A 21,712-nucleotide genomic window follows, 5' to 3' on the forward strand; every position below is an offset into this window, starting at 1 on the left:
GTGTTTGCTTCCTTAATCGAGGCTAATTTGCAGGCGCATCTGCCGGACGGTTCCTGCCGGCAAGGTGCTGAGGTCGGTCATATCGGTAACAATAACGTTCTGGGTCCCATCTTCGTTGATGGTAGGGGAAATTTCACTGGTGGTGTAGATCTGGCCGGAGCCGTCGGTGTTGTGGTTCCACACCGTCATGTCGTTGGAGACGAGGACGGTGTACTCCAGGTCGGTCGCGACAGGCTGGCGGCGGTAGGTCAGCGTCAGGTGCTTGCCATCCTCGCTCACTCCGGCCACGGGAAGGGCTTCGGGGCTGCTCCACTCTTCCGGCAGGCCGCCAAAGGCGTACTCCAGGACATTGATCAGGCCGTTCTGGTTCGGGTCGGCATCACGCGCGCCATTGACGACTGGATTACCACCGGTAAAGGCCGGCAGGATAATGTCCGACGCCCACGCGTCATAGGTCATGGGGGCGAAAATCGCCTCGGCCGTGATGCTGCCGTCCACCGTCATGGTCAGCGTGGGATTGGTGACATCAGCCTCGGGCACATTGCCCACCCACCGCACGAACGCCCAGCCAGGTTCGGCCACGGCTTCGAGCACAACCGTGTCGCCGTCCTCATAGGTCAGACTGGCGTAGGTCTCACCGGAGAGGTGGTGGTCAACACTACCGCGGTTACCAAAAGATGTATTAGTGGAAACAAAGAGCGCACTGGCCAACTCGGCTGAATAACCGACCCAAGTGTCAAGCGTGGCCCCCCAAAGGCTCATGCTCGTGCCAGAAGCTTCGAAAGCGATGTAATACTCGGCGACATTATAAGCGCTCAAGTCCCATTCCCAGGCCATGATCCCCTGTCCGCCACCGCCGGTGTTGGAATCTCCGCCCATCAGGAATCCAACGTGTGTGTACGGCACAGGACCAAACAGTTCACCGTTTTCGACTTCCCGGTAGTAGATCACGGCCTCCGTGGCGGGCAAACGGCCCACTGTGTTGACCTGAAAAATAACCTGGCCAGGATTGTAGGACGGGTTGTCGTACACGACAAAGGACAGCACGCCTTCATTGCTGTAAATCCCCGGGTGCCCGGTAACCCGGACCGCATCCGTACCGATTTGTGCCAGCACCGCGTCTTCATTCGTGCTCTGCCCCCCGTCGGCAGCCGGAGTCGGCGTATTAACGTCGGAGGGCACAGGGGTTAAAAAGGGATTTTCCCATTCGGTGTAGCCATGCTGCACCCGGTCAAATATCGCCACTTCACTGTCAGGCTCCCCTTCAAAGCCCGGCCAACAGCTATTCTGCCAGAAGAACTCGCTCAGGGCATAAGAATCTGCCGCAGACACTCCCATCAGCGCAATCGCGACGCTCGCCAGCTTTCTTAATTGCATTTTTTTTGAAAAAATCTCTTGCATTTGAAACTCAGTCTCAGTTTTATGCGTCTATTGTTATCGAGTCTCATTACCACAGTCAATAAAGAACCTATGAAAACTATGCAACGCATCGCACTGGCCGCCGCTCTGCTGGCCCCGGTGTTCTCCCACGCTGATCTGCTCAATATCACCCTGCCCGGTACGACAGCCCAAGGCACTTGGGTCTTCAACGACACATACTACACCGGCTATGCCTATGGAGCCGCTTGGCCGAGCGCGATGGCGCCCATCACCAGCGCCCCGTACAGCAGCGACATCAACGCCTCCCTCAACCGCCTTTCGGGTGACGGCTACATCACCGCGGGGACAGACGGCATGCTCTATACCGCCGGATTCTACCCTGGCGCCCCGGGTACCGTCCTGGAAATCAGCGCGACTCCCTCGCTTGACCTGAACAACCTCATCTTTGAGATGGATTTCAGCGAGACGTCTCCCGTAACCGTATCGTTGACTTATAACGGCGGAACGATCCTCGCTCCCACCTACACATACAGCGGCCCCGGCAGCAGCTCCTCTGAAATGGGCGGAGACAGCGACATGCTCGCCCTGCAGTGGGACCTGACCGGCATCACCGTCACCGACTACACGATCACGATTGATGCGCCGATCCATACCGGGATATACGCCATCAGCGTTGTCGAAGGTGACACTTTTGACGGCAAGGCCATCCCCGAGCCCTCCACCTACGCCGCCTTGGCTGGCCTGGGTGTCCTCGGACTCGCGCTGCTGCGCCGCAAGCTTTCCCAGAAGTAAAGTCATACAGTCATAGATCCCTCATAAGAAACCAGAAGGCCGGTCGTTCGCGACCGGCCTTTTTGTGCTGTGCGGGGCCGCACTGGGCACTGAGAGGCTCTGCCCCTTGCTACGGATCCGGAAAGGGCGCTACCCCCTCCTCCTCCCGGGAGAGTGCCAGCGTGGATGAGCTGGCACTCGCTCCCTACCGGGGCGGTCAGTACACTTACGGGGCAGGAGCCTTTCTGGCTCCGATGGGGCAGCGCCCCATCACGGTGCGAAGCACCGAGGGTGCAGGGCATGCCCTGCATGCCCTGCTGCCCAGCAAAAAGCCGCGGCCCGAAGAACGGAACCGCGGCTCAAACCACCGGGGAAAACAAAAACCCGGAGTCTCGCTTAATCAATGGCACTGAGAAGCTCGCGCCAGTCCTCCAGCTCGGGGCTGCCGGGCTTGCGCTCGCCAAAGAACTGCACAATCACCTCGCCGTCCTTATCGAAGACTTCGAGCGAGTTGACTTCGCCGTCCGTGGTCGGCTTGCGAACCAACCAGCAGGAGACAATGCCGGATTCCTTCAGGTGCAGGTTGAAGCCGGGGTCCATGACATTGTACCAGTCCTGATACTCCATCACCTTCTTGACCGGGCCGGTGTGGATCTGGATGCAGTGGTCGTTGCCCACAAAAACCATGATCGAGGTGCCGCGTTCGCTGGCGAGGTCGAGCACCTTGCGGGCGGCGGTGTTGCTCACTTTCTTGGTGAAAACGCCTTCGGCCAGGCGCAACGCCTGCTCGCGGCCGGTGCGGCACTTCATCAGCAGAGGGAAGAAGTCGTGCGTATCCTTGAGCGCTTTCCAACCGGCCAGGAGCGCGTCCTTGTCCACCTGCGCGTCGGGCATTTCCGGGCGCTTGGGCTCGGGGGCTTCGGCGGCGAAAGCCTTGGACTGGTCTTCGGCGCGGTGCTGTTCCACAAGCTTGTGGAAGGGCTCGATCCCGGCTTCGCTCTTGACGTAAATCTTGTGGATGGCCGTGCCGGTCGGGTCAAACACCTGGATCGAACGGCTGTGGCCGCCGGGGATGGAGAGGTCTTCAACCGCGAAGGCATGCTTCCAGCCACCCATGAACAGGCGCAGGTCGATGTCCTTGCCCGTGGTCAGGCCGATCTTGCCGCCGTGCATCAGCGGGTGGATCTGCTCGTATTCGCCGGTCTTTTCATGGACGCAATTCTCGTTGCGGGTCAGCACCATGACCTTGCCCAGGCTCTTCCATGTCTGCATGAAAGCTTCCCAGTCCGACACCGCCAGGCGCGTGACCGTTTCCCCGCATTGGGTGGCCAGCAGCGCGGCCTCGCTCACGCCAAGCTCTTCGGCGGCGTTACGGATGCGCAGCTTCGGGTTCGCCTCCAGCAGCTCCGCCCAGCGGGCTTTGAGTTCCTCGGGCGTTGAAGTAGCTTCAGTAATCGTCGTGTTCATTAGATCTTTTTTGTAAACTTTGAGATTGAGTCACAAATACACGCGCCTTTAGCTTTCAGGTCAACATCGGAAAACCGTGAAAAAGTCTTATCAGATCCTCTTTACGCACGCCACCGCCCTGGCTGCCCTGCTAACCGCTCCTCTGCTCCGTGCCGACGAGCCCGCCCCGCGCATCATCAGCATCGGAGGAGCCTCCACCGAAATCGTCTTCGCGCTGGGCCGGGGGGATGAGGTCGTCGCGGTCGATCTTTCCAGCACCTATCCGCCCGAGGCCGCCCAACTGCCCAAGGTCGGCTACATCCGGCAGATTTCCCCCGAAGGAGTGCTCTCCATGAACCCGAGCCTCATCGTGACCTCCGAGTCGATGGGCCCGCCCGCCGCCAAGGCGGCCATGAAGCAGGTCAGCATCCCGGTGGTGTGGTGCCCCGAGCCCGAGAGCCCGGAAGCCCTTTACGCCTCGCTGGAAACTGTCGGCAAGGAGCTGGACAAGGAAGCCGAAGCCGCTGCCCTCATCACGGAAATCCAGGGCCAGCTCGCGGAAGTCTCCGCCCGCACCGCGCAGTGGGAAACGAAGCCGCGCGTCCTGTTTTTCATGCAGCCGCCGAGCAAAAGCCGCGCCGGCATGGTGGCCGGGAGCCAGACCCGCGCCGATGAGCTGATCGTGCTCGCCGGCGGGGAAAACGCCGCCTCCGACGTGACCCGCTACCAGCCCTACGCGCTGGAGTCGATCCTCGCCGCCCAGCCGGACGTGATCCTGCTCGGCACGAGCATCGGGCACGGAGCCGGTCCCGGCGACGCCGATTTCCTGCTCGGCCTGCCCGAACTGAGCCAGGTGCCCGCCGTCAAAAACGGCCGCGTGGTCACCGTCCCGATGGACAACCTCAACTTCGGCCCCCGCCTCGGGGAAGCCGCCCTGAGCTGGTCGGAAATTATCGCCCCCGGCGAAAAGTAACCCGTCGCAGATGAGGCGTTTTTCGGGATTCGGGCGGAATCCTTTCTTGTTCCGTGCCCCCGAAACGCCTTAACTGAGTTTTTTAGCATTTACTGGCCGCAGGCACCCGCAAGCCGACCGGCCCGCCACGCAACCGAGGATGAATCCCGCCCGCTCCCACTCGATTAAAACAGTTCTGCTCGTGCTGATCGGCCTGTGTACCCTGGCGATCTCGCTGGTCAGCCTGAACACCGGAACGGTCGAACTCACCACCAGCGAAACCACCAGTGTGCTCGCCTACCGTCTCGGGCTTTCCTCTGAAAAACCGGGCATCCTGGCCGACACCGTGGTCTGGGACCTGCGCCTGCCTCGCATCGTGCTCGCCCTCGCCGTGGGCGCGGGGATTTCACTGGCAGGCGCGGCCATGCAGGGGCTTTTCCGAAACCCGCTGGCTGATCCGGGCATTATCGGCGTTTCCAGCGGGGCCGCCACCGGCGGGGTCATTGCCATCCTTTTTGGCGGGCTGTTTGCCGCCAGTTGGCCCGGCTTTACCCAGTACGCCCTTCCCATCTGCGCCATGGCCGGAGGCGTTGGCACGACCTTTCTCATCTACCGGCTGTCCAACATCGGCGGGCGCACCCACATCGCCACCATGCTGCTGACCGGGATCGCTGTGAACGCCATTTCCGGGGCACTCATCGGCTTTGTCGTGACCCGTTTCGCCGACGACACGCAGATCCGCACCATCACCTTCTGGACCCTCGGCAGCCTGGCCGGGGCCAACTGGCACAGCGCCCTGCTCGTCTCCGGACTGACCCTGCTCGGGGCCATCTGGGTGCTCAGCCAGTGGCGCTCCCTGAACGCCTTCCTGCTGGGCGAGGCCGAAGCCTTCCAGCTCGGCATTTCCGTGCAGCGTGTCAAAAGCGGGCTGATCTTCGTCACGGCGGCAATGGTGGGCATCACCGTGGCCGCCTGCGGGATCATCGGCTTTGTCGGGCTGGTCGTCCCGCACATGATCCGGCTCAGCCTCGGCCCGGACCACCGCTGGCTCCTGCCCGGATCGGTCATCCTGGGCGGCGCGGTCATGGTCCTGGCCGACCTCGGTGCGCGCACGCTCGTTGCTCCGGCGGAGCTTCAGATCGGCATACTCACCGCGCTGATCGGCGGTCCGTTCTTCCTCGGCCTGCTCCTGTCGGCCAAACGCAAACTCTCCATCTAGGGAACCGGCACCATGCTCGAAGCGCGGCAACTCAGTTTCTCCTACGGCAGGCACCCGGTCCTCAGCGGAGTCTCGCTCAAACTCACCCCCGGCAAGCTTGTCGCCCTCCTGGGCACCAACGGCGCGGGCAAGTCCACCCTGCTGAAAATCCTCACCGGCGAACTCGACCCCGACCAGGGCCAGGTGTTGCTGGAGGACAAACCGCTCTCGGCCTGGCCCACCCGCGAGCTTGCCCAGGCCCGAGCCGTGCTCCCGCAGGAACCGCGGCTGGCCTTTAACTTTACCGTGCGCGACGTCGTCCTGATGGGCCGCACGCCGCACATCCACCGCGGCGAGACGCCCCGCGACCACGAAATATGCCGCCTGGCCCTGCGCCGGGTGGACTTGCAGGACTTTGCCCACCGCTACTACCTCGAACTCTCCGGCGGCGAACGCCAGCGCGTCCATCTGGCGCGCGTGCTGGCCCAGATTTGGGAACCACTGGAGCAGCAATCCCGCTACCTGCTGATGGATGAGCCCGTCGCCGGGCTCGACCTGGCCCACCAGCACGGCACGCTCCGCATCGCCCGTGAGCTGGCCTCCGAGGGCGTCGGCGTGCTCGCCATCCTCCACGACATCAACCTCGCCCTGGCCTACGCCGATGAGACGATTCTCATCAGCGGGGGCGGTGTCTCCGCCGACGGCCCCACCGCCGAGGTGCTGACCGAGGAGCGCGTGGCCGAGGTCTTTAACGTGCAGGCCATTCTCCACCGCAACGGCGACCGCACCCCCTTCATGCAGACGCTTCCGCGGGACTGATTATTCCCGGACATCCCTGAGGCGACACTGGCAAGTGTGGGTACAGGAACTCCGGGCTCCAGCCCTCCAAGACGGGCTATCAACCGCCATTCTCCCTAAGAATGGCGGTTGGCCCCTACTTACCAGAAGACCACGTATAAAGCGATAGTCGCAAGAATGACGCATCCGCCGAGGAATTTAGCGCCCTTGGAGGATTCCAGGCTGATCTGGTGATTAACCGGCATCTCAATCGGCGTCCTCATCGGTCTGAAAACAGTGAGCAAGAGCCCAGCCAGAATCACAATGAAGAAACAAATCGCCATCCGGTCAAGGAAGGCCATCTGGTCAGCGTACCACCAACCACGTGCAACCATCCACGGGCCAATCAGCCATTTGAATGAGCCGTAGGCAACGACGTTCAAGCCAATGCCGACGGCACCGAAATAACGGGGAGTGCGAGGAGAGAAAAAGCCAAAGATAAACACCGCCAGAATCCCCGGCGAGATAAAGCCCTGAAACTCCTGAATGTAGGCGAAGATACTGCTGAAGTTATCCAGCTTCGGGGCAACCAGCCCGGCCAGGATCACAAACAAAACCACGAAAAAGCGGCCAACCCGAACCAGTTTGGCGGAGTCTTCTTGCTTGGTGAACTTTGCATATAGATCCATCGTGGCCAGAGTTGAGGCCGAGTTGAGCATGGAGGCCAGCGAACTGATCACCGCACCGCACAGGGCCGCCAACACAAACCACGAGATCATCGGGTACGGCTTGACCAGGTTCCGTACCAGGACCGGGAACGCCCTGTCGTAATCATAGTTCCCGGTTTGCGCGTTGAACAAATCACCACTGAAAAGATTGTACGCCAACACCCCCGGAATGACCACGAGAAATGGAACCAACAGCTTCAGAAATGCCGCAAAAACGATCCCCTTCTGCCCTTCGGCGAGCGACTTCGAGCCAAGCGTCCGCTGGACAATGTATTGATTCAGGCCCCAATAGAAGAAATTCGGGATCCACAGACCGATCAGCAAAGCGGTCCAGGGCAAGTCCGTGTCTTCCTTCGGACGCACCATGTGTACTTTTCCGCCACTGCCATTTTCACCGTTGCGTACGACAGCCTCTCCCTCGACACCGTCATTCAGCAGCATAAAGCGTTCCCACGCCCCTGCGGCCTCCAACTGCTCGACTGTCGCGTTAGAGTTAGCCACTTTCGTCTGGATAAGCTCTTCGGCCGGTTTGTTCGCCAAATGCTCAAAGGCGAGCACCATCACGATGGCTCCTCCCAGGATTAACGCGCCACCCCAGACCAGATCCGTCCACGCACAAGCCTTCAGGCCACCAATAAAGACATACACGGCCGCGAAAAACGCAATCAGCCAGCACATAGCCGTCAGGTTATTCAGCACGGGGACCGTATTATAATACTCCGAAACAAACTTCGCCCCGGAGAAAATAACCGAAGAGGTGGCGACAAAAACCAGTGTCACGATAGCCGGGATCGCCATCGCCAACCGCGCCACCCCATCGAAACGATACTGCAAAAATTCCGGAATGGTATAAAGCCCCGCTTTGAGGAATTTTGGCAAAAACCAAAAGCCAACTAAAACGAGCGTCACCGCCGCCATCCATTCATAAGAGGCGATCGCCATGCCCAACCAGTCAGCTGCTGACCCCGACATCCCCACGAACTGCTCCGTCGAGATGTTCGCCGCAATGAGCGAAAATCCCACCAGCCACCAGGACAATCCGCGCCCGGCCAGGAAATAATCTGAAGCCCCCTTGTCGCCATCGAGATCCTCATCCCGACTCATCCAAATACCAAGTGCGATGACACCAATCACCGCTGTGAGAAACAAAGCAACTTCCAGTACATTCATATACTTACACTTTCACCAAACAATCACTACAACTTAAAAAGAATCAGATACTATATGTCTATTTTTAATATATAAGCCCAACTCCAGGACCAGGCTCACTCCAAAAAGGCAAACACTATACCGGCCACAGTATCCATCACCGCGCAGCATAAATATCTATCGTATCTGGAAAGGTATAGTATGGTCAGACATTCCGATTATAGCCCACTGCGATTTCCTCTCGGCACCGCATCTCGGTTACTTCCGGGTTTTCTCCGACTTCCTCAACCAAAGCAGCGAACATGTCCTCCTTGATCTGTTTATACTGGGGTAGCCCGGCGAGGTTATTCAGTTCCTGCGGATCCGTGCTCAGGTCGTAGAGCTCTTCCTCGGCAGGGTGATCGGCATCGGCCGTATTGTGATAGACGTACTTGTATTTGCCCATACGGATCATGTTGATGCCGCTGGCGATACAGTGGGCGTAGTATTGGCTGACTGCCATATCTTTCCAGGGGGCCTGTGGATTATCGAGCCAGTCCACCAGGCTGTCACCGTCCCAGTCGGAGGGAGGCTCGACTCCGGCCAGCTCGGCAATCGTCTGCACCACATCGACCAGCGAACACGCTTCAAGCCTGCGCTGGTCTCCACGCCAACGCTCCGGCCAACTGATAATCAACGGAACGCGCGTAGAGGAATCGTAGCCGGAATTCTTCCACCACAGGCCATGCTCTCCCATATTCTCGCCATGATCGCTGGTGTAGATGATTACGGTATTATTCAGTTCATCGTTCTTGCGCAACGCATCGAGCACTTTACCGACCTGTTTGTCATGCCAGGTCACATAACCATAGTATAATTCACGGCCTTTTTTCACCAGATCATCCGGCACTCCCTCAAGCTTGAACATATTCCGCATGACCTGGTAATTTGTCGGCAGAGCCTCCAGGTACCCCTCAGGTATTTCCGGCATGGGGACCTTCCCCTCGTAGGGCTTCCAATACTGTTCGGGAATGATCAAGGGATAGTGGGGAGCAAGAAACCCCACTAGCATGAAAAACGGCTTATCAGCACCTTTGCGGTTTTCCAGATACCTGGTAGCGGCTCTGGTCACACGCTTGTCGAAGCGCATACCTCCATTATCCTCTTCGTTGCCGACTCGGAATTCGTCAAACCGCTTGGAGTAGCGTTTTACTTCATCGAGTTTCGCGGGGTTACAACGCCGGTCTTTACCGTCCTTGTTGGATTCATTGCCCGGCCCGATATCTTTTTCGAAACCGTAACGGCGAGTCGTGTCATAGTGCATCTTCCCGCACAGCACAGTCTCGTAACCAGCCTCATCCAGCAGGCGAGGCAGTGAGGGATAATCGTCCGAAGGTAGCCATGAAGAATTATTCCATGCCCCGGTGCGGGAGATGTACTTGCCCGAGGTAAAGGAAAGACGACTGGGCACGCACAGAGGGGAATTGCAGTACGCATTCTCAAAGAGCACCCCGTTTCGAGCCAGCGCATCGAGATTTGGTGTTTTGACAACCGGATTCCCGGCAGCGCTCAGGATGTCGCCATTGTATTCGTCCGACATAATGACGAGGATATTGGGCTTACCTGAGGACGCTGGTGATGAGGGGGCGGCCAAGCCGATGCGATGGGCCATCAGTGCTGCTGAGCCGGCAGCAAGCGACTTCAAGAAGTCGCGCCGGGCAAATGAGGAGGCTTTAACGGTCTTGATGGGGTTCATGGGGTTAGAAGTTATTCGGGATTCAAAGGAATAACATTAATCGAGAATGGCGGTAAGGAGAACTCACCCGTACCCGCATTGTAGAGGAAATCAGGGTCTTCATCCAGCGCATACCATTCGTCAGTATAGAGGGCGGCGTCCGTATAGCTTTGCAGGTGGCAGAAACCGGCCGGACGAACATCCAGCTTGCCGAGAAACGGAAGCTTATTGACGCAAAGCACCCGGGTGCGGTCTTCAGCCATCTCGAATGCCAACGCATTGAAGGCCGGGAAATCTCCAAAGCGCTCGTCATAGGGGTCGCTGTAGTCGCACACTCCATGTCAGATCCCAATATGGTTGAATCAACTAGGTTCCCCCAAAGCAATTCATAAAGTACGCCACCTGACGTTTGAAGACATCCTGGCGAACAAGCGAGTACAGCCCATTTGACTCTTTCCGGGAATCTATCAGTCGATGAGCAGAAGCTAAATCGACCGTGCCATCCAGCGATTCCCCAATCAGGGCGAAAATCAACCCGACCGTCCGCGGATAATGCCCAAAGTTGTCGAAAAGGCATTGACAGCCCCCGCATCACCCGGTTGTTTACCGGCTTTATTGACCGAATAAATTTCCGGTTGGAGAGGTGGCAGAGTGGCCGAATGCACATCTTTGCTAAAGATGCGTGCCCCAAAAGGGTACCGAGGGTTCAAATCCCTCCCTCTCCGCCACTGTGTGACCACAGGGGACTTTGAGGGCTCTGCCCTACGCTCACTGCGTTCGCTACCCGTCCCGGAGCTGACTATCGCGCAACGAAAGTTCGTAATACACCGCCCCATGTCTCCGACGAATCTCCCCGCCCCCACCGCACCGGAGAACCGTGCGATGCCGCGCATCTACCTGCTCCACAAATCCCTCGGTCTGGGTGGAGCCGAACTCGCCCTGCTCCAGATCGCCCGCGCCTACCGAGAAAAGGGCTGCCCCGTGACCTGGATTTACGACCGCGACGGGCACCTTGGCCCGCGCGTCGCCGAGGCCACCGGCACCGCACCCGTCCATTTGCGCCTCCCCTTCCCCCGCAGCCCGTTGTCGCTGCGCCATTTACCGGGATTCGTTTTAAAGATGCGGGCCATACTCAATCAGAGTCCCCGCCCGGCATTGCTTGTTGCCGGAGACTTTCTCACCCTGCCCGCCGCGCTCTGGGCGCGGCGCAAACAGGACAAGGTCGTCGGGCTCTGGCAGGGCGAATACCGCTTCAGCGACGACTCCTGCCTGCGCAAGTGGGTCCGCCACGGGGCGCTCCGCGCCGACCGCCTGCTGGCCAGCGAACCGGTCCTGGCCCACCTGACCGCGCAAGGCCCGCTCGCCGTCCCGCTGCGCCCACTCAACCCGTGCGTCGAGACCGGAGCCTTTCTCGGGCTTCGCGACTCGCCCTTGCGCGAGCAGGTCCGCCAGGAGTGGGGCGTCGAGAAGAACGAGCGCGTCGCGCTCTGCGTGGGCCGCATCGGCGAGGGCAAAGGCCAGCCCTGGCTGCTGCGCAAGTTCATTGAAACACCCGATTTGCGCCGTGACTGGCGGTTGTTTTTCGTCGGCCCCGCCGATCCCAAAGAAACGCCCTCCTGGGAAAAGCTCGTCGCCCAGGCCGGAAACGGTTGCCGCTGGCTCGGCCCCAGCGACGATGTTGCCCGGCTGATGGCCGGGGCGAATTGCCTGTTGTTTCCCGGCACGGTCAACGAAAGCTTCGGGATGACCATGCTGGAGGCCGCTCTGACCCGCCTGCCCATGCTCTGCTACCCTGTCGGTGCCCTCCCCCATCTTTTCGGTGATGACTTCCGGGGCTTCGTACGTCCCACCGGCGATCAGGACGCCTTTATTGACGCCTGGCGCCACATCGACCAGCGCCCGGCCGAACCGGACGGCTTCGCCGACGCGCTCCACCAACGCTTTAATAAAGGCCGCTGGCAGGAAAACCTTGCCGAAGTGCTCCAGCTGCTCGCATAAAGATGCTCGCGCCACCGGCGGCGCGCCCGCCTTTCAAAGCTAGCATCCATGTCCAAGCCCAAGCTCAAACTCGATTTCTGCGACTTCAACGGCGTTGACAAGCTCAACAACCCGTTCACGCGGCTACTTTCCCAGCGCTACGAGATCGAGATTTCCGACCGGCCCGATCTGCTCATTTTCCAGGAAGGCGGGCACATGAACCGGCTCTACACCTGCAAGAAGCTCTTCTGGACCGGCGAATCCGTCCTGCCCGACTGGGACCGCACGGACTACGCCATGACCTGCCACTACCTCGATGACGCCCGGCACCTGCGTATGCCTTTCTACGTCTGGGGATCTGCCGCGCCCGCCGAAGACCTCGTCCGCCGCGACGACGAGGACATCGCCGCCCTCATGCGCAGCAAGACCCGCTTTTGCTCCTTCCTCGTCACCAACAGCAACCGCCGCCGTACCGGCCCCCGGATCGACTTCTTTGAAAAACTGACCGCCCACCGCCAGGTCGATTCCGGCGGCCCCTACCGCAACAACATCGGGCGCGTCATCCCGCGCGGCGGCGAATTCAAACGCGAGTTCAACGCCCCCTGCAAATTTCATCTGTGCTGGGAAAACAAGTCCCTGCCCGGCTACACCACCGAAAAGCTGGTTGACGCCATGTGGGCCCGCTGCATCCCCATCTACTGGGGCAGCCCGCGCGTGGCCGAGGAGTTCAACCCGAAAAGCTTCCTCGACCGTAGCCAGTTCGCCTCCGACGAGGCCATGATCGAGCGCATCCTCGAAATCGACGCCGACAACGCCCAGTGGGAAGCCATGCTGCGCGAACCCTGCTTCAACGACAACACTCCCAACCAGTACTATAGCGACTCGTACGCCCTGGACTTTCTCCAGCGCGTCATTGACGACCCGGCCCCGCCCGTCTCCCGACGTCGCAAGTTCTTCCGCCTCGGCCGCTGGAAACTCGCCAAGCGCCAGCACTTCTATTAGTGCGTGGCCACACAGGACGTGCGTGGCCGCACAGGACATTGAGGGGGCGCTGCCCCCTACGCCGTCAGAAAGGCGGCTACCCCAATGCGTGACCGCCCTGGACGGACATAACAAGGAGTCCGACTATCCCGGTACGTGGCGTTGCCGGGATGGGATATGGCTGCGCAGGCAGGACGATGCCGGCCAAAAAAGATGGAAAGACGCGCCCAACTGCAACTGACGGGCGCGGGGCGGGTTTAACCTGGTAAATCTTTTCCACTCCCCGCCCGACAGCCGCCAGCCATGCACCACGACCGCCCAACCTCTTCCAGCCTGCTGGAACCGCCGCCGCGCGAAGGGCTGAAGCTGGTCTTGATTGGCCTGCTCACGTTCGGAGCGACCCTGTTGCTGATCTTGCTTTCGCTGGCGCCAGCGGCCCAGCCTTGAACCTTTCCCCCTCCCGAGGGGGAAAACCAAACAGGGGAGTTAAACGGAAGGCGGGGCATGTTGCCCCGCCTCACTTTTTGCCCGTAATCGAAACCACTTCGCGGGGCAGGACGTAGAAAACGGCCTCCTCGGTTCGCCCGGACTTCCACGGCACGGAGCGCGCCTCCACCCGAGTCATACCGGCTTTTATCATCACCCGTCCCGAGGCGGGATTACGTGCGAGATGGTGGCTGGTGATTTTTTCCACCGTCCAGCACTCAAAAACGCAGGGCAGAAAAGCCCGCACGGCCTCGGTCATGTATCCGTGTTTCCAATACGCCACGCCCAGCCAATACCCCAGCTCGGCGCTGGCTCCCCCAGCCCTCCGGCCAACGCTGATCGCCCCGATAATCGCGCTTCCATGCGCCCCCGGAACCTCGTTTTCCGTCGCCTCTGGCAGCTTCTGGCTCTTCTCGTCAGAGGCGGCCTTGAGGGTCAGAGCCAGACAAAGGCTGTTACCCGCGCGGAACTCCGGCTCATGGCGCGCGATCCAGTCCCGCGCCATCTCCAGCGTGTAGGGGTACGGGACGTTCAAGGTCGTTTCCGCCACTTCCTCCGCCCCCGCCAACCGCGCGACCTCCGCCGCATCCACCGGGGCAAAGGGACGCAGGACAAGCCTTTCTGTTTCAATCACAGGCGCAACACGCATCGGGCAAACAAAATTACGAGCAGGCCGGAAAGCGCGGGAACGGACACCTTCGGTCGTTCTTTTCGCTCTTTCCGGCCTTCCTGTTAAATGTCTTGCTCACGATGCACGGTCAGGAAGGGGTATCCCCCCGACAGCAATCACTGACCGGCGGCGAAGCGGTTCAGCAGGGCGACAAACGAACCCGCGTTTTCGGGCATTTTCACCGCGTGGCCGAAGACGGCCTCACGGGTCAGGCCGCTTTTGTTGTAATACAGGTCGGTGGCGGCCTGGTCGTAGTTGGACTCGGTACCCTTGACCGCGGCGGAGGCTTCGAGCCCGGAGGCGGTCACGTAGTAGAAAATGTCCGCCGCGCCGTACTTGCTGTTCTGCTTCGAGGTCGCATCACCCGACCAGTCGGACGAGGCCGAGGCCGAGCTGGGGCCGCCGATCGCCTTGGCCGTGCCGCTCCAGGTCGTCTGGTCCTTCTTCAGGATGTCCAGGCCCTCATCGTTCATCAGAAACATGAGCACGGTCGTCTGCCCGCCGCCGATCTGGGCTCCGAAGCTGCCCGAGCCGACATTGAAAAATACCGGCGGGGACCAATCGCCCCCCTCCTCGCGGATCATGGCGAAGCCCTCACCGCCTTGCGCTCCGATGATGAAGCTGCCCCCCACCACCTGATAGAAAAAGATGCCCCGCGCCTTTTCAAAGACATCGGTCGGTATAGCCTTTTTCGGGTTCGACTGGTAGTCGAGCAGCCAGCCCTTGGCGCTGTTGATGAGGCCGTTGAGGTCGCTGAGGCTTTGGTCCGCGCGGACAGCCGCCGTGGCGGCGAAAAGACTGAGAGCAAAGAAAAATGAAGTACGGAGATTTTTCATAAGGTCCGTAATAATAACCGACTTACCGGCAAATGCCAAGCCGGATCAGCGACTCGAAGGATCGCCGGGGCCGGAGCATTTTTGGGCAACGGCCCTACTTGGCCGTCTCGGTGAAGCGCTGCTCGCGCACGAGCGTGATCTTGATCGAACCGGGGTATTGCAGGTCGTCCTCGACCTGCTGACGAATGCGGCGCACCAGCGAGCGGGCTTCGACATCGTCCACCTGGTCAGGATTAACAATGATGCGAATTTCGCGCCCGGCCTGGACCGCGTAGGCCTCCGCCACGCCGTCGAAGGACAGGGCCATATCTTCCAGGCTTTTCACGCGCTGGACGTAGCCGTCCATCGAATCCGTCCGCACGCCGGGCCGGGTGGCCGAAAGCGAATCGGCGACCTTGAGCAGGCCGGCGTAAACGCTGGTCGCATCGACTTCGTCGTGGGAGCAGGCCACCGCGTTGACCACGACCGGGTCTTCGCCGTGACGCTGGAGCAGACGCGAGGCCGACGAGGCATGACTGCCCTCGTACTCGTGGTCGATGGCTTTGCCAAGGTCGTGAAAAAGGCCGCAACGCTTGGCAATGTCCGGGTCAAGCCCGAGTTCAGAGGCCAGCAACGAGCACAGGAAAGCCACCTCGACGGAGTGTTCGAGCGTGTTCTGGTTGTTGGAAAGCCGGTAGTTGAGCTTGCCCAGCAGGCGGACGATCTCCGGGTGCACGCCTCCCATACGCAGCCTGACCAGGGCATCCTCACCGAGCTGGATCACGTGGTCGGCCATCTCGTGCTCGACCCGCTCAACCGTCTCCTCGATGGAAACCGGATGGATGCGCCCGTCGCGGATCAGGTGCTCCAGGGCCAGGCGGGCAACTTCGCGGCGCACCGGGTCGAAAGACGAGACGAGGATCGAGCCGGGCGTCTCGTCAATCATCAGAGTGACGCCGGTGGCGCGCTCGAAGGCCTTGATGTTACGACCCTCGCGACCGATGATGCGGCCCTTCATCTCCTCATTGGGAATGTCCACAATGGTCGCGCTCAACTCGTGCGACGGGGTGCTGGTCATGCGCTGCATGACATCGACCAGGATACGGGTGCCCTCGTCGCGGGCTTCCTCCTCGTTGCGGAGGATCATCTCGCGCTTGATCTGGCGGATCTCGTCGGCCGACTGGGCGCGGGCCTCCTCGCGGAGCAGTTCACGGGCTTCCTCGTTGGAAATATCGGCAATACGCTTGAGCAGGGTCTGGTAATTATCCGCCATCGTCTCGTAGCGGGTCTGCTCCTCCCTGGCCTCGATGCGGATTTTCTCGATTTCGGCCTCCTTGTGACTGAGCCGCTGGCGCATGCGGTCCACCTCGCGGCGGCGTTCCTGAAGTTCCTCCTCCTCTCGCTGGATTTTCTGGCGGCGCTCCTGGAGCACGGTTTCACGCTCGACGCGCTCTTTCTCGAACTGGAGCTGAGAGTTGTTACGGATTTCGCGGGCACTCAGCTCCGCCTCCTTGCGGGCGTGTTCGACGATGTCCCGAGCCTTTTCACGTACTGCGCCGAGCCAGCGTTTGGCGACAATCCAGTCGAACGCCATAGCGACAAGTGCCCCGACAAACAGAGCGATAAAAATCTCCCACGAGAACATAAACTCAGCTCAATCCCCTATACTCGTAAAACCCCTATCCAAGGCGAAGTTTCGGCCCCTGTCAATGGGGAACGCACCCTCAGCCCGCTGGCGTTAGGGGTAGCATGAGCCAGAAAATCTCTGGCACAAGTCCTTCCTTCGCGGTACTACTTTAGAAAAACACCTCCAGCCCTGTGGGCGCCCCATCTGGCGATGCTGTAAATCAGCCCTTGTCAGGCGGCGCCGGCCTGCTAAAAGCCTCCCATGACCACGCTCACCGAAATCCTCAAGCGCCTGCCGCTGCGCCGGTTCGTCCGGATCAGCGACGAGCACCGCAGCGACTGGGTTTCGCCGGTGTGCCTGCTGCTGCTGGGGATGATCGGGGTGTTCTTCATCTACTCGGCACAGAGTTACAGCGGTGGCAGTTCGTGGAAGATGCAGATCGTCTGGCTGGTGGCGGGACTTGGCGTCTATGGGGTGATCTCCCTGATCAATTACAAATTTTTCCTCGAAAACGCGCACCTGTTTTACCTCCTGTGCGTGGTGCTGCTGGTGCCCCTGGCGATCCAGGCCCTGCTGATCGAGCTGGGATCGCAGCTCGACATCCGCGCACTGAAGGGCTTCCGGCTGCCCTTTGTGAAGACGCAGTTCGGCTCGACCCGGTGGCTGGACTTCGGGCCGTTCCTGCTCCAACCCTCCGAAACGGCCAAGATCGGCACCCTCCTGATGGCCGCCAGCGTGCTGGCCCGCTCCGAGATCGGCACCCTCAAAGAATCCATAAAGGTCTTGCTAAAAGTGGGTTTTACATTTTTTATCCCGGTGTTACTGATTTTTCTGGAGCCGGATCTGGGCTCCTCGTTGGTCTTCCCACCCATGGCCTTCGCTCTCCTTTACGTTTCCAATCTCTCCAAGAAGTTTTTCCTGACCGTTTTTGGGGTTTTTCTGCTAGCCACCCTGGTAATCAGTGTGGACGTGTTTCGTTATAAGCAGTTTATGGAAAGCCAGGAGTTGTCGTTCATGGACGACAAGGGGGCCTACGAGGACCACTCCATCATCCCGCTCCGGGACTACCAGCGCAACCGCATCCTGGCTTTTGCCGCCCCGCAGGTCGTGGACCCCAAGGGCAACGGCGTGGCCTGGAACCTGAACCAGTCGCTCATCGGCGTATCCAGCGGCGGGCTTTCCGGTAAAGGTCTCGGCGAAGGCACCCAGGCCAAACTGGGCTACCTGCCGCCGACGGTCGCGCCCAACGACTTCATTTTCTCCGTCCTGGCCGAGGAATCCGGTTTCCTCGGCTCGATGGTTGTCATCATCCTTTTTGCCATCCTGGTGTGCAACGGTATCCGCATCGCGGGTATCGCGCGCGACCGGTTCGGCATGTTGCTGGCCGTCGGCGTCAGCATTATTTTCATGGTCCACATCTTCGTAAATATTGGCATGACGATAGGCCTGATGCCGATTACAGGCCTTCCCCTGCCCTTCCTTAGTTATGGTGGCTCCTTTGTTTTAAGCTGTTGTGTCCTCCAAGGTTTTGTCCAAAGCGTTTACCGCTTCCGCAAAGACTTCTCATGAGAAGCACGACCCCAGACCCGCTGCGTAACCCCGGACCGGAATCCGCGCGGGCCGCACTCCAGCTCAGCAAAGGGCGCCGCCGCCAACCCTCAGGCCATACGCCCAATGAAAAGTTCATCACCCACCGAAAAAAACAGTCTTGATCACGAACTGCGCTCGCCCCCAAAAGAAGAGGTCATCGAGTCCATCCCCCGCGATCAGTTAAAGAAAGAATCCAGCGCCCGCGCCAAAAAGCGTCCCATTTTGCAAAAAATCGTCCGCGTCCTCTCCGGGCAGAAAGAACGCCCGTACCGCGAGCTCATCATCAATGCCGAGCCTCTCGAAACCCGTGTCGCCCTCCTCGTTGACGGCGTGCTGGAGAAGTTCGAGGTCGAGCGCTCCGGCGAGAAACGCATGGTCGGCGCCGTCTTCGCCGGGAAGATCCAGAACCTGGAACCCGGCCTGAAGGCCGCCTTCGTCGATATTGGCCAGCCCAAGAACGCGTTCCTGCACTATTGGGATATCCTCCCCGCCGCCAACGACGACAAGGCGATCGAAATCGTCCGCCAGAACGAGTCGGCCGAGCAGAAAAAGCGTCGCTCGCAGAAGCCCACCCTCAAGGACATCCCCAAGCTTTACCCGATCGGGACCAATATCGTGGTCCAGATCACCAAATCGCAGATCGGCACCAAAGGCCCCCGCACCACGACCAACCTCGCCCTGCCGGGTCGGTTCCTCGTGCTGATGCCCTTCTCCGGCCAGTGCGGCATCTCCCGCAAGATCGAGAGCAAGTCCGAGCGCGACCGCCTCAAGGCCATCCTGGCCAAGCTCACCATCCCCGAGGGCATGGGCATCATCATCCGCACCGCCGGCGAGGGCAAAAAGCTCCGCTACTTCGTGCGCGACCTCCACATGCTCCTGAAAAAGTGGCAGAAGATCGAGGAGGGCATGAAGGCCGGCAAGCCCGCCCTGCTCTATCAGGAGCCCGACATCATCGAGCGCACCGTGCGCGACTTTCTCACCGAGGACATCGACCGCGTGCTGGTGGACAGCGAAGACCGCCACAGCGCGATCCTTGAGAACATCTCCGAGGTCTCGCCCCGCTCGCGCAAGAAAATCGTCCACTTCAAGGACGACATCCCGATCTTCGAGCGCTTCAACATCGAGCGCCAGATCGAGCAGACTTTCCAGCGCACCGTTCCCCTGCCCAGCGGCGGCGAAATCGTCATCGACGAGACCGAAGCCCTCGTGGCCATCGACGTGAACACCGGCTCACACAAGGGCAAGGACAAGGGCGGCAAGGACTTCATCGTCAACGCCAACCTCGAAGCCGCCTCCGAGGCAGCCCGCCAGATCCGCCTGCGCAACATCGGCGGCCTGATCATCCTCGACTTCATCGACATGAAGAACAAACGCGACCGCAAGGCCGTGTTTGACCGCATGCGCAAGGAAATGGCCTCCGACAAGGCCAAGAGCCACGTGCTGCCGATCAGCCAGCTGGGGATCATGCAAATGACCCGCCAGCGCCACGCCGAGAGCCATGCCAGCGGCATCTACACCGGCTGCCCGTACTGCTCGGGCCGGGGCATCGTCAAGAGTGCCCGCACCATGAGCGTGGAAATCCAGCGCAAGCTCGTCAGCGTCATCCGCCACCAGCGCAATACCACCCACAAGCGCGGCGAGACCATTGAGATCACCATCCTGCTCCACCCGACCAATCTCGACCGCCTCCGCCACGAGGACGAAGAGCACTTGATCGACATCGAGCAGGCGTATAATGTCAGCCTTTCGTTCAAGTCCGACTACAGCTACCATGTCGAGAACTTCCGCATCCTCGACACTGCCACCGGACAGGAATTACGCTAGGAAGGATTACCGATTATGCGACCTCGCAACTTGCGCCACCGTCTGGAAAAAGCCGCTAAACTGCTCGTCATCGTGCAGAAGTACTTTCCGGAGGTCGATTGCCAGTTCGCCGATGAAAAGGGCGCTCATGGGCACCTCATGTTGAGGCTGCCCATGGGCGGCGACCCCGCCCGGCTCGGCCGTGACCTGGAGAGCAAGGGCTTCGGCTTCACCCGCACCCGCAACCCCTGGCTGGGCGCCATCACCTACCGCGCCAGCAAGGAAGACCAGCCAGACGTGCTCATCGAAGTCGAGATCCACGCCAACCGGCTCAATCCCGCCCGGGAAATCGTTCCGGAGCCTTTCACGTTCAAGGAGGGTTAATCCCCCTATGCGGCGCGGAATCTGAACCGAGTTCCGCCATCAAGTGCTTAACGGCCTTGCACTTAAGTACCTCAGGTGATGTCTTTACGCCTGTAGTCTCTTATCTATGGCCAGGCCGACCGTACTCGTAGTTGATGACATCCCGGGCGTCCACGACATGTTGGACATCATTTTCGGCGATGCCGGGTACCTCGTCGAGCACGCCCTCCGGGGGAAAGAAGCTCTCGACATCTATCGCCGGGGCGGGGTTGACGTGGTTTTTACCGATATCCAAATGCCCGGTATGGACGGACTGGAGCTGCTGCGCGCCCTGCGCGAGCTGGACGAGGATGTCACCGTCATCATGACCACGGCGATTGATTCCAAGAACTACGCCATTGAGTCCCTGCGACTGGGCGCTTTCGACTACGTGGAAAAACCCTACGACGAGGACGCGCTCACCCGTACCATCAACCGCGCCCTGCGCCACCGCCACAAGCGCCTGGAGCAGCGCGAAAGCCGTCCCGGCGATCCCGCTCTGCACCGGGAGGTTGAGCGGTTGCGTCAGGATATTCAGGCCCGGGACAACGCCCTTTCCGCCCTCGCCCGCAAGGCCGGGGAACTGGAAAAAAGCCTCCGCCACCGGGAAGAGGAACTGGAACAGCAAAAGCTTTCTCAGCACTCTCTGCGCAAGCGGCAGCAAGACCTCGAACTGCGTGAAGACGCCCTCAAGACGATGGACGACACCCTGCGCGAGCGCATGCAGGCCCTCAAGCTGATGCAGCAACAGCGCCGTTCCGGTGGCGAACTGACGCCCGAGGCCGAGGAGACGCTCAACCGACTGCGCCAGGAGCTTCAGACCCGCGAGAGCGAGCTGGCCGAAATCCAGCTCAGCATGGAGGAACGGGAGCAGTTTCTGCGTGAGAGCGAGGAGTCGCTCATGGCCAAAGGCCAGCGCCTGAGTGAGCTTGAAGCGGAGCTGGAACAGATGCGTGAGGACCTCGACCGCCGCCAGCAGGCCAAGGGGCTTTCGCCGGAGGAACTTCAGGAGATTGAAACGCTCAAAAACCAGTTGGGTGCCAAAGAGAACGCGCTACGGGAAGCCGAGGACGACCTCTCACGGCGGGAGGAAGCCGTCAGACGGGCCGCGTCACTCCTCAAGGCCCGCGAACAATTCCTGCAGGAAAGCGAGAATATCCTCTTCGGAGGGGATAAAGAATGAGAGACTGACCCCGTTTCGGTTTGACCTCAGCCCCCCGCTTCCCCGCAATAGCCGGGTAGCTCC

19 protein-coding genes and 1 tRNA gene are annotated in these 21,712 nt (G+C 60.3%); 12 read left to right on the forward strand and 8 right to left on the reverse strand.

Annotated features, from left to right (window positions below):
* Nucleotides 1-12: 12 nt before the first annotated feature.
* Nucleotides 13-1,377: an InlB B-repeat-containing protein gene (locus tag H5P28_RS15915; RefSeq protein WP_185676687.1), complete on the reverse strand. Its 1,365-nt coding sequence runs from the start codon at nucleotides 1,375-1,377 to the stop codon at nucleotides 13-15.
* 93 nt (nucleotides 1,378-1,470) lie between these two features.
* On the opposite strand from H5P28_RS15915, the gene H5P28_RS15920 reads away from it, so the two are divergent.
* Nucleotides 1,471-2,172, forward strand: coding sequence for a PEP-CTERM sorting domain-containing protein (locus H5P28_RS15920; protein ID WP_221773457.1), 702 nt, complete (start codon nucleotides 1,471-1,473; stop codon nucleotides 2,170-2,172).
* 375 nt (nucleotides 2,173-2,547) lie between these two features.
* Here the strand turns inward: H5P28_RS15920 and H5P28_RS15925 are convergent, their stop codons facing one another.
* Nucleotides 2,548-3,618 (reverse strand): hemin-degrading factor, encoded by a 1,071-nt coding sequence (locus H5P28_RS15925; protein ID WP_185676688.1) that lies wholly within the window; start codon nucleotides 3,616-3,618, stop codon nucleotides 2,548-2,550.
* A 76-nt stretch (nucleotides 3,619-3,694) separates the two neighbouring features.
* Here H5P28_RS15925 and H5P28_RS15930 point away from each other — a divergent pair, with 76 nt between their 5' ends.
* The 3 genes from H5P28_RS15930 (at nucleotide 3,695) to H5P28_RS15940 (ending at nucleotide 6,566) form a co-directional block, all read left to right on the forward strand.
* The gene (locus tag H5P28_RS15930; protein ID WP_185676689.1) at nucleotides 3,695-4,570 is read left to right on the forward strand and encodes an ABC transporter substrate-binding protein; all 876 of its coding nucleotides are present in this window, start codon (nucleotides 3,695-3,697) and stop codon (nucleotides 4,568-4,570) included.
* A gap of 139 nt (nucleotides 4,571-4,709) precedes the next feature.
* On the forward strand, nucleotides 4,710-5,768 hold the full coding sequence (locus H5P28_RS15935; RefSeq protein WP_185676690.1) for a FecCD family ABC transporter permease: 1,059 nt from the start codon (nucleotides 4,710-4,712) through the stop codon (nucleotides 5,766-5,768).
* 12 nt (nucleotides 5,769-5,780) lie between these two features.
* Nucleotides 5,781-6,566, forward strand: a complete 786-nt coding sequence (locus H5P28_RS15940; RefSeq protein ID WP_185676691.1) for a heme ABC transporter ATP-binding protein — start codon at nucleotides 5,781-5,783, stop codon at nucleotides 6,564-6,566.
* Nucleotides 6,567-6,685: 119 nt separating this feature from the next.
* On the opposite strand, the gene H5P28_RS15945 is transcribed toward H5P28_RS15940, so the two are convergent.
* The 3 genes from H5P28_RS15945 to H5P28_RS15955 all read right to left on the reverse strand — a co-directional run bounded on the left by H5P28_RS15945 (nucleotide 6,686) and on the right by H5P28_RS15955 (nucleotide 10,450).
* A complete protein-coding gene (locus tag H5P28_RS15945; RefSeq protein WP_185676692.1) occupies nucleotides 6,686-8,422 on the reverse strand; it encodes a sodium:solute symporter family transporter in 1,737 nt (578 codons plus the stop codon).
* Between the two features lie 184 nt (nucleotides 8,423-8,606).
* Nucleotides 8,607-10,136 (reverse strand): sulfatase family protein, encoded by a 1,530-nt coding sequence (locus tag H5P28_RS15950; RefSeq protein ID WP_221773458.1) that lies wholly within the window; start codon nucleotides 10,134-10,136, stop codon nucleotides 8,607-8,609.
* Between the two features lie 11 nt (nucleotides 10,137-10,147).
* Nucleotides 10,148-10,450: a hypothetical protein gene (locus H5P28_RS15955; RefSeq protein ID WP_185676693.1), complete on the reverse strand. Its 303-nt coding sequence runs from the start codon at nucleotides 10,448-10,450 to the stop codon at nucleotides 10,148-10,150.
* A 302-nt stretch (nucleotides 10,451-10,752) separates the two neighbouring features.
* On the opposite strand from H5P28_RS15955, the gene H5P28_RS15960 reads away from it, so the two are divergent.
* From H5P28_RS15960 to H5P28_RS15975, 4 genes are all read left to right on the forward strand, one after another.
* Nucleotides 10,753-10,843: transfer RNA gene (locus H5P28_RS15960), tRNA-Ser, on the forward strand.
* A 106-nt stretch (nucleotides 10,844-10,949) separates the two neighbouring features.
* Nucleotides 10,950-12,113 carry a glycosyltransferase family 4 protein gene (locus H5P28_RS15965; RefSeq protein WP_185676694.1) on the forward strand — a complete coding sequence of 388 codons (1,164 nt, stop codon included), beginning with the start codon at nucleotides 10,950-10,952 and terminating at the stop codon, nucleotides 12,111-12,113.
* A 48-nt stretch (nucleotides 12,114-12,161) separates the two neighbouring features.
* Complete coding sequence (locus H5P28_RS15970; RefSeq protein WP_185676695.1) at nucleotides 12,162-13,094, forward strand: glycosyltransferase family 10 domain-containing protein; 933 nt, start codon at nucleotides 12,162-12,164, stop codon at nucleotides 13,092-13,094.
* Nucleotides 13,095-13,376: 282 nt separating this feature from the next.
* Nucleotides 13,377-13,520, forward strand: a complete 144-nt coding sequence (locus H5P28_RS15975) for a hypothetical protein (RefSeq protein ID WP_185676696.1) — start codon at nucleotides 13,377-13,379, stop codon at nucleotides 13,518-13,520.
* Between the two features lie 70 nt (nucleotides 13,521-13,590).
* Here H5P28_RS15975 and H5P28_RS15980 read toward each other — a convergent pair whose 3' ends face one another.
* The 3 genes from H5P28_RS15980 to rny form a co-directional block, all read right to left on the reverse strand.
* A complete protein-coding gene (locus H5P28_RS15980) occupies nucleotides 13,591-14,193 on the reverse strand; it encodes a GNAT family N-acetyltransferase (RefSeq protein ID WP_185676697.1) in 603 nt (200 codons plus the stop codon).
* A 152-nt stretch (nucleotides 14,194-14,345) separates the two neighbouring features.
* Nucleotides 14,346-15,065, reverse strand: a complete 720-nt coding sequence (locus H5P28_RS15985; RefSeq protein ID WP_185676698.1) for a lipid-binding SYLF domain-containing protein — start codon at nucleotides 15,063-15,065, stop codon at nucleotides 14,346-14,348.
* Nucleotides 15,066-15,159: 94 nt separating this feature from the next.
* Nucleotides 15,160-16,689: a ribonuclease Y gene (rny, locus tag H5P28_RS15990; RefSeq protein ID WP_185676699.1), complete on the reverse strand. Its 1,530-nt coding sequence runs from the start codon at nucleotides 16,687-16,689 to the stop codon at nucleotides 15,160-15,162.
* A gap of 243 nt (nucleotides 16,690-16,932) precedes the next feature.
* Between rny and H5P28_RS15995 the strand changes: the two genes are divergently transcribed.
* From H5P28_RS15995 to H5P28_RS16010, 4 genes are all read left to right on the forward strand, one after another.
* Nucleotides 16,933-18,240, forward strand: coding sequence for an FtsW/RodA/SpoVE family cell cycle protein (locus H5P28_RS15995; protein ID WP_185676700.1), 1,308 nt, complete (start codon nucleotides 16,933-16,935; stop codon nucleotides 18,238-18,240).
* A 105-nt stretch (nucleotides 18,241-18,345) separates the two neighbouring features.
* The gene (locus H5P28_RS16000; protein WP_185676701.1) at nucleotides 18,346-20,085 is read left to right on the forward strand and encodes an Rne/Rng family ribonuclease; all 1,740 of its coding nucleotides are present in this window, start codon (nucleotides 18,346-18,348) and stop codon (nucleotides 20,083-20,085) included.
* Between the two features lie 15 nt (nucleotides 20,086-20,100).
* Nucleotides 20,101-20,448 (forward strand): hypothetical protein, encoded by a 348-nt coding sequence (locus H5P28_RS16005; RefSeq protein ID WP_185676702.1) that lies wholly within the window; start codon nucleotides 20,101-20,103, stop codon nucleotides 20,446-20,448.
* 106 nt (nucleotides 20,449-20,554) lie between these two features.
* On the forward strand, nucleotides 20,555-21,649 hold the full coding sequence (locus H5P28_RS16010) for a response regulator (RefSeq protein WP_185676703.1): 1,095 nt from the start codon (nucleotides 20,555-20,557) through the stop codon (nucleotides 21,647-21,649).
* Nucleotides 21,650-21,712: the final 63 nt, after the last annotated feature.

The sequence above is a fragment of the Ruficoccus amylovorans genome, from assembly GCF_014230085.1.
Taxonomy (GTDB): Bacteria; Verrucomicrobiota; Verrucomicrobiia; order Opitutales; family Cerasicoccaceae; genus Ruficoccus; species Ruficoccus amylovorans.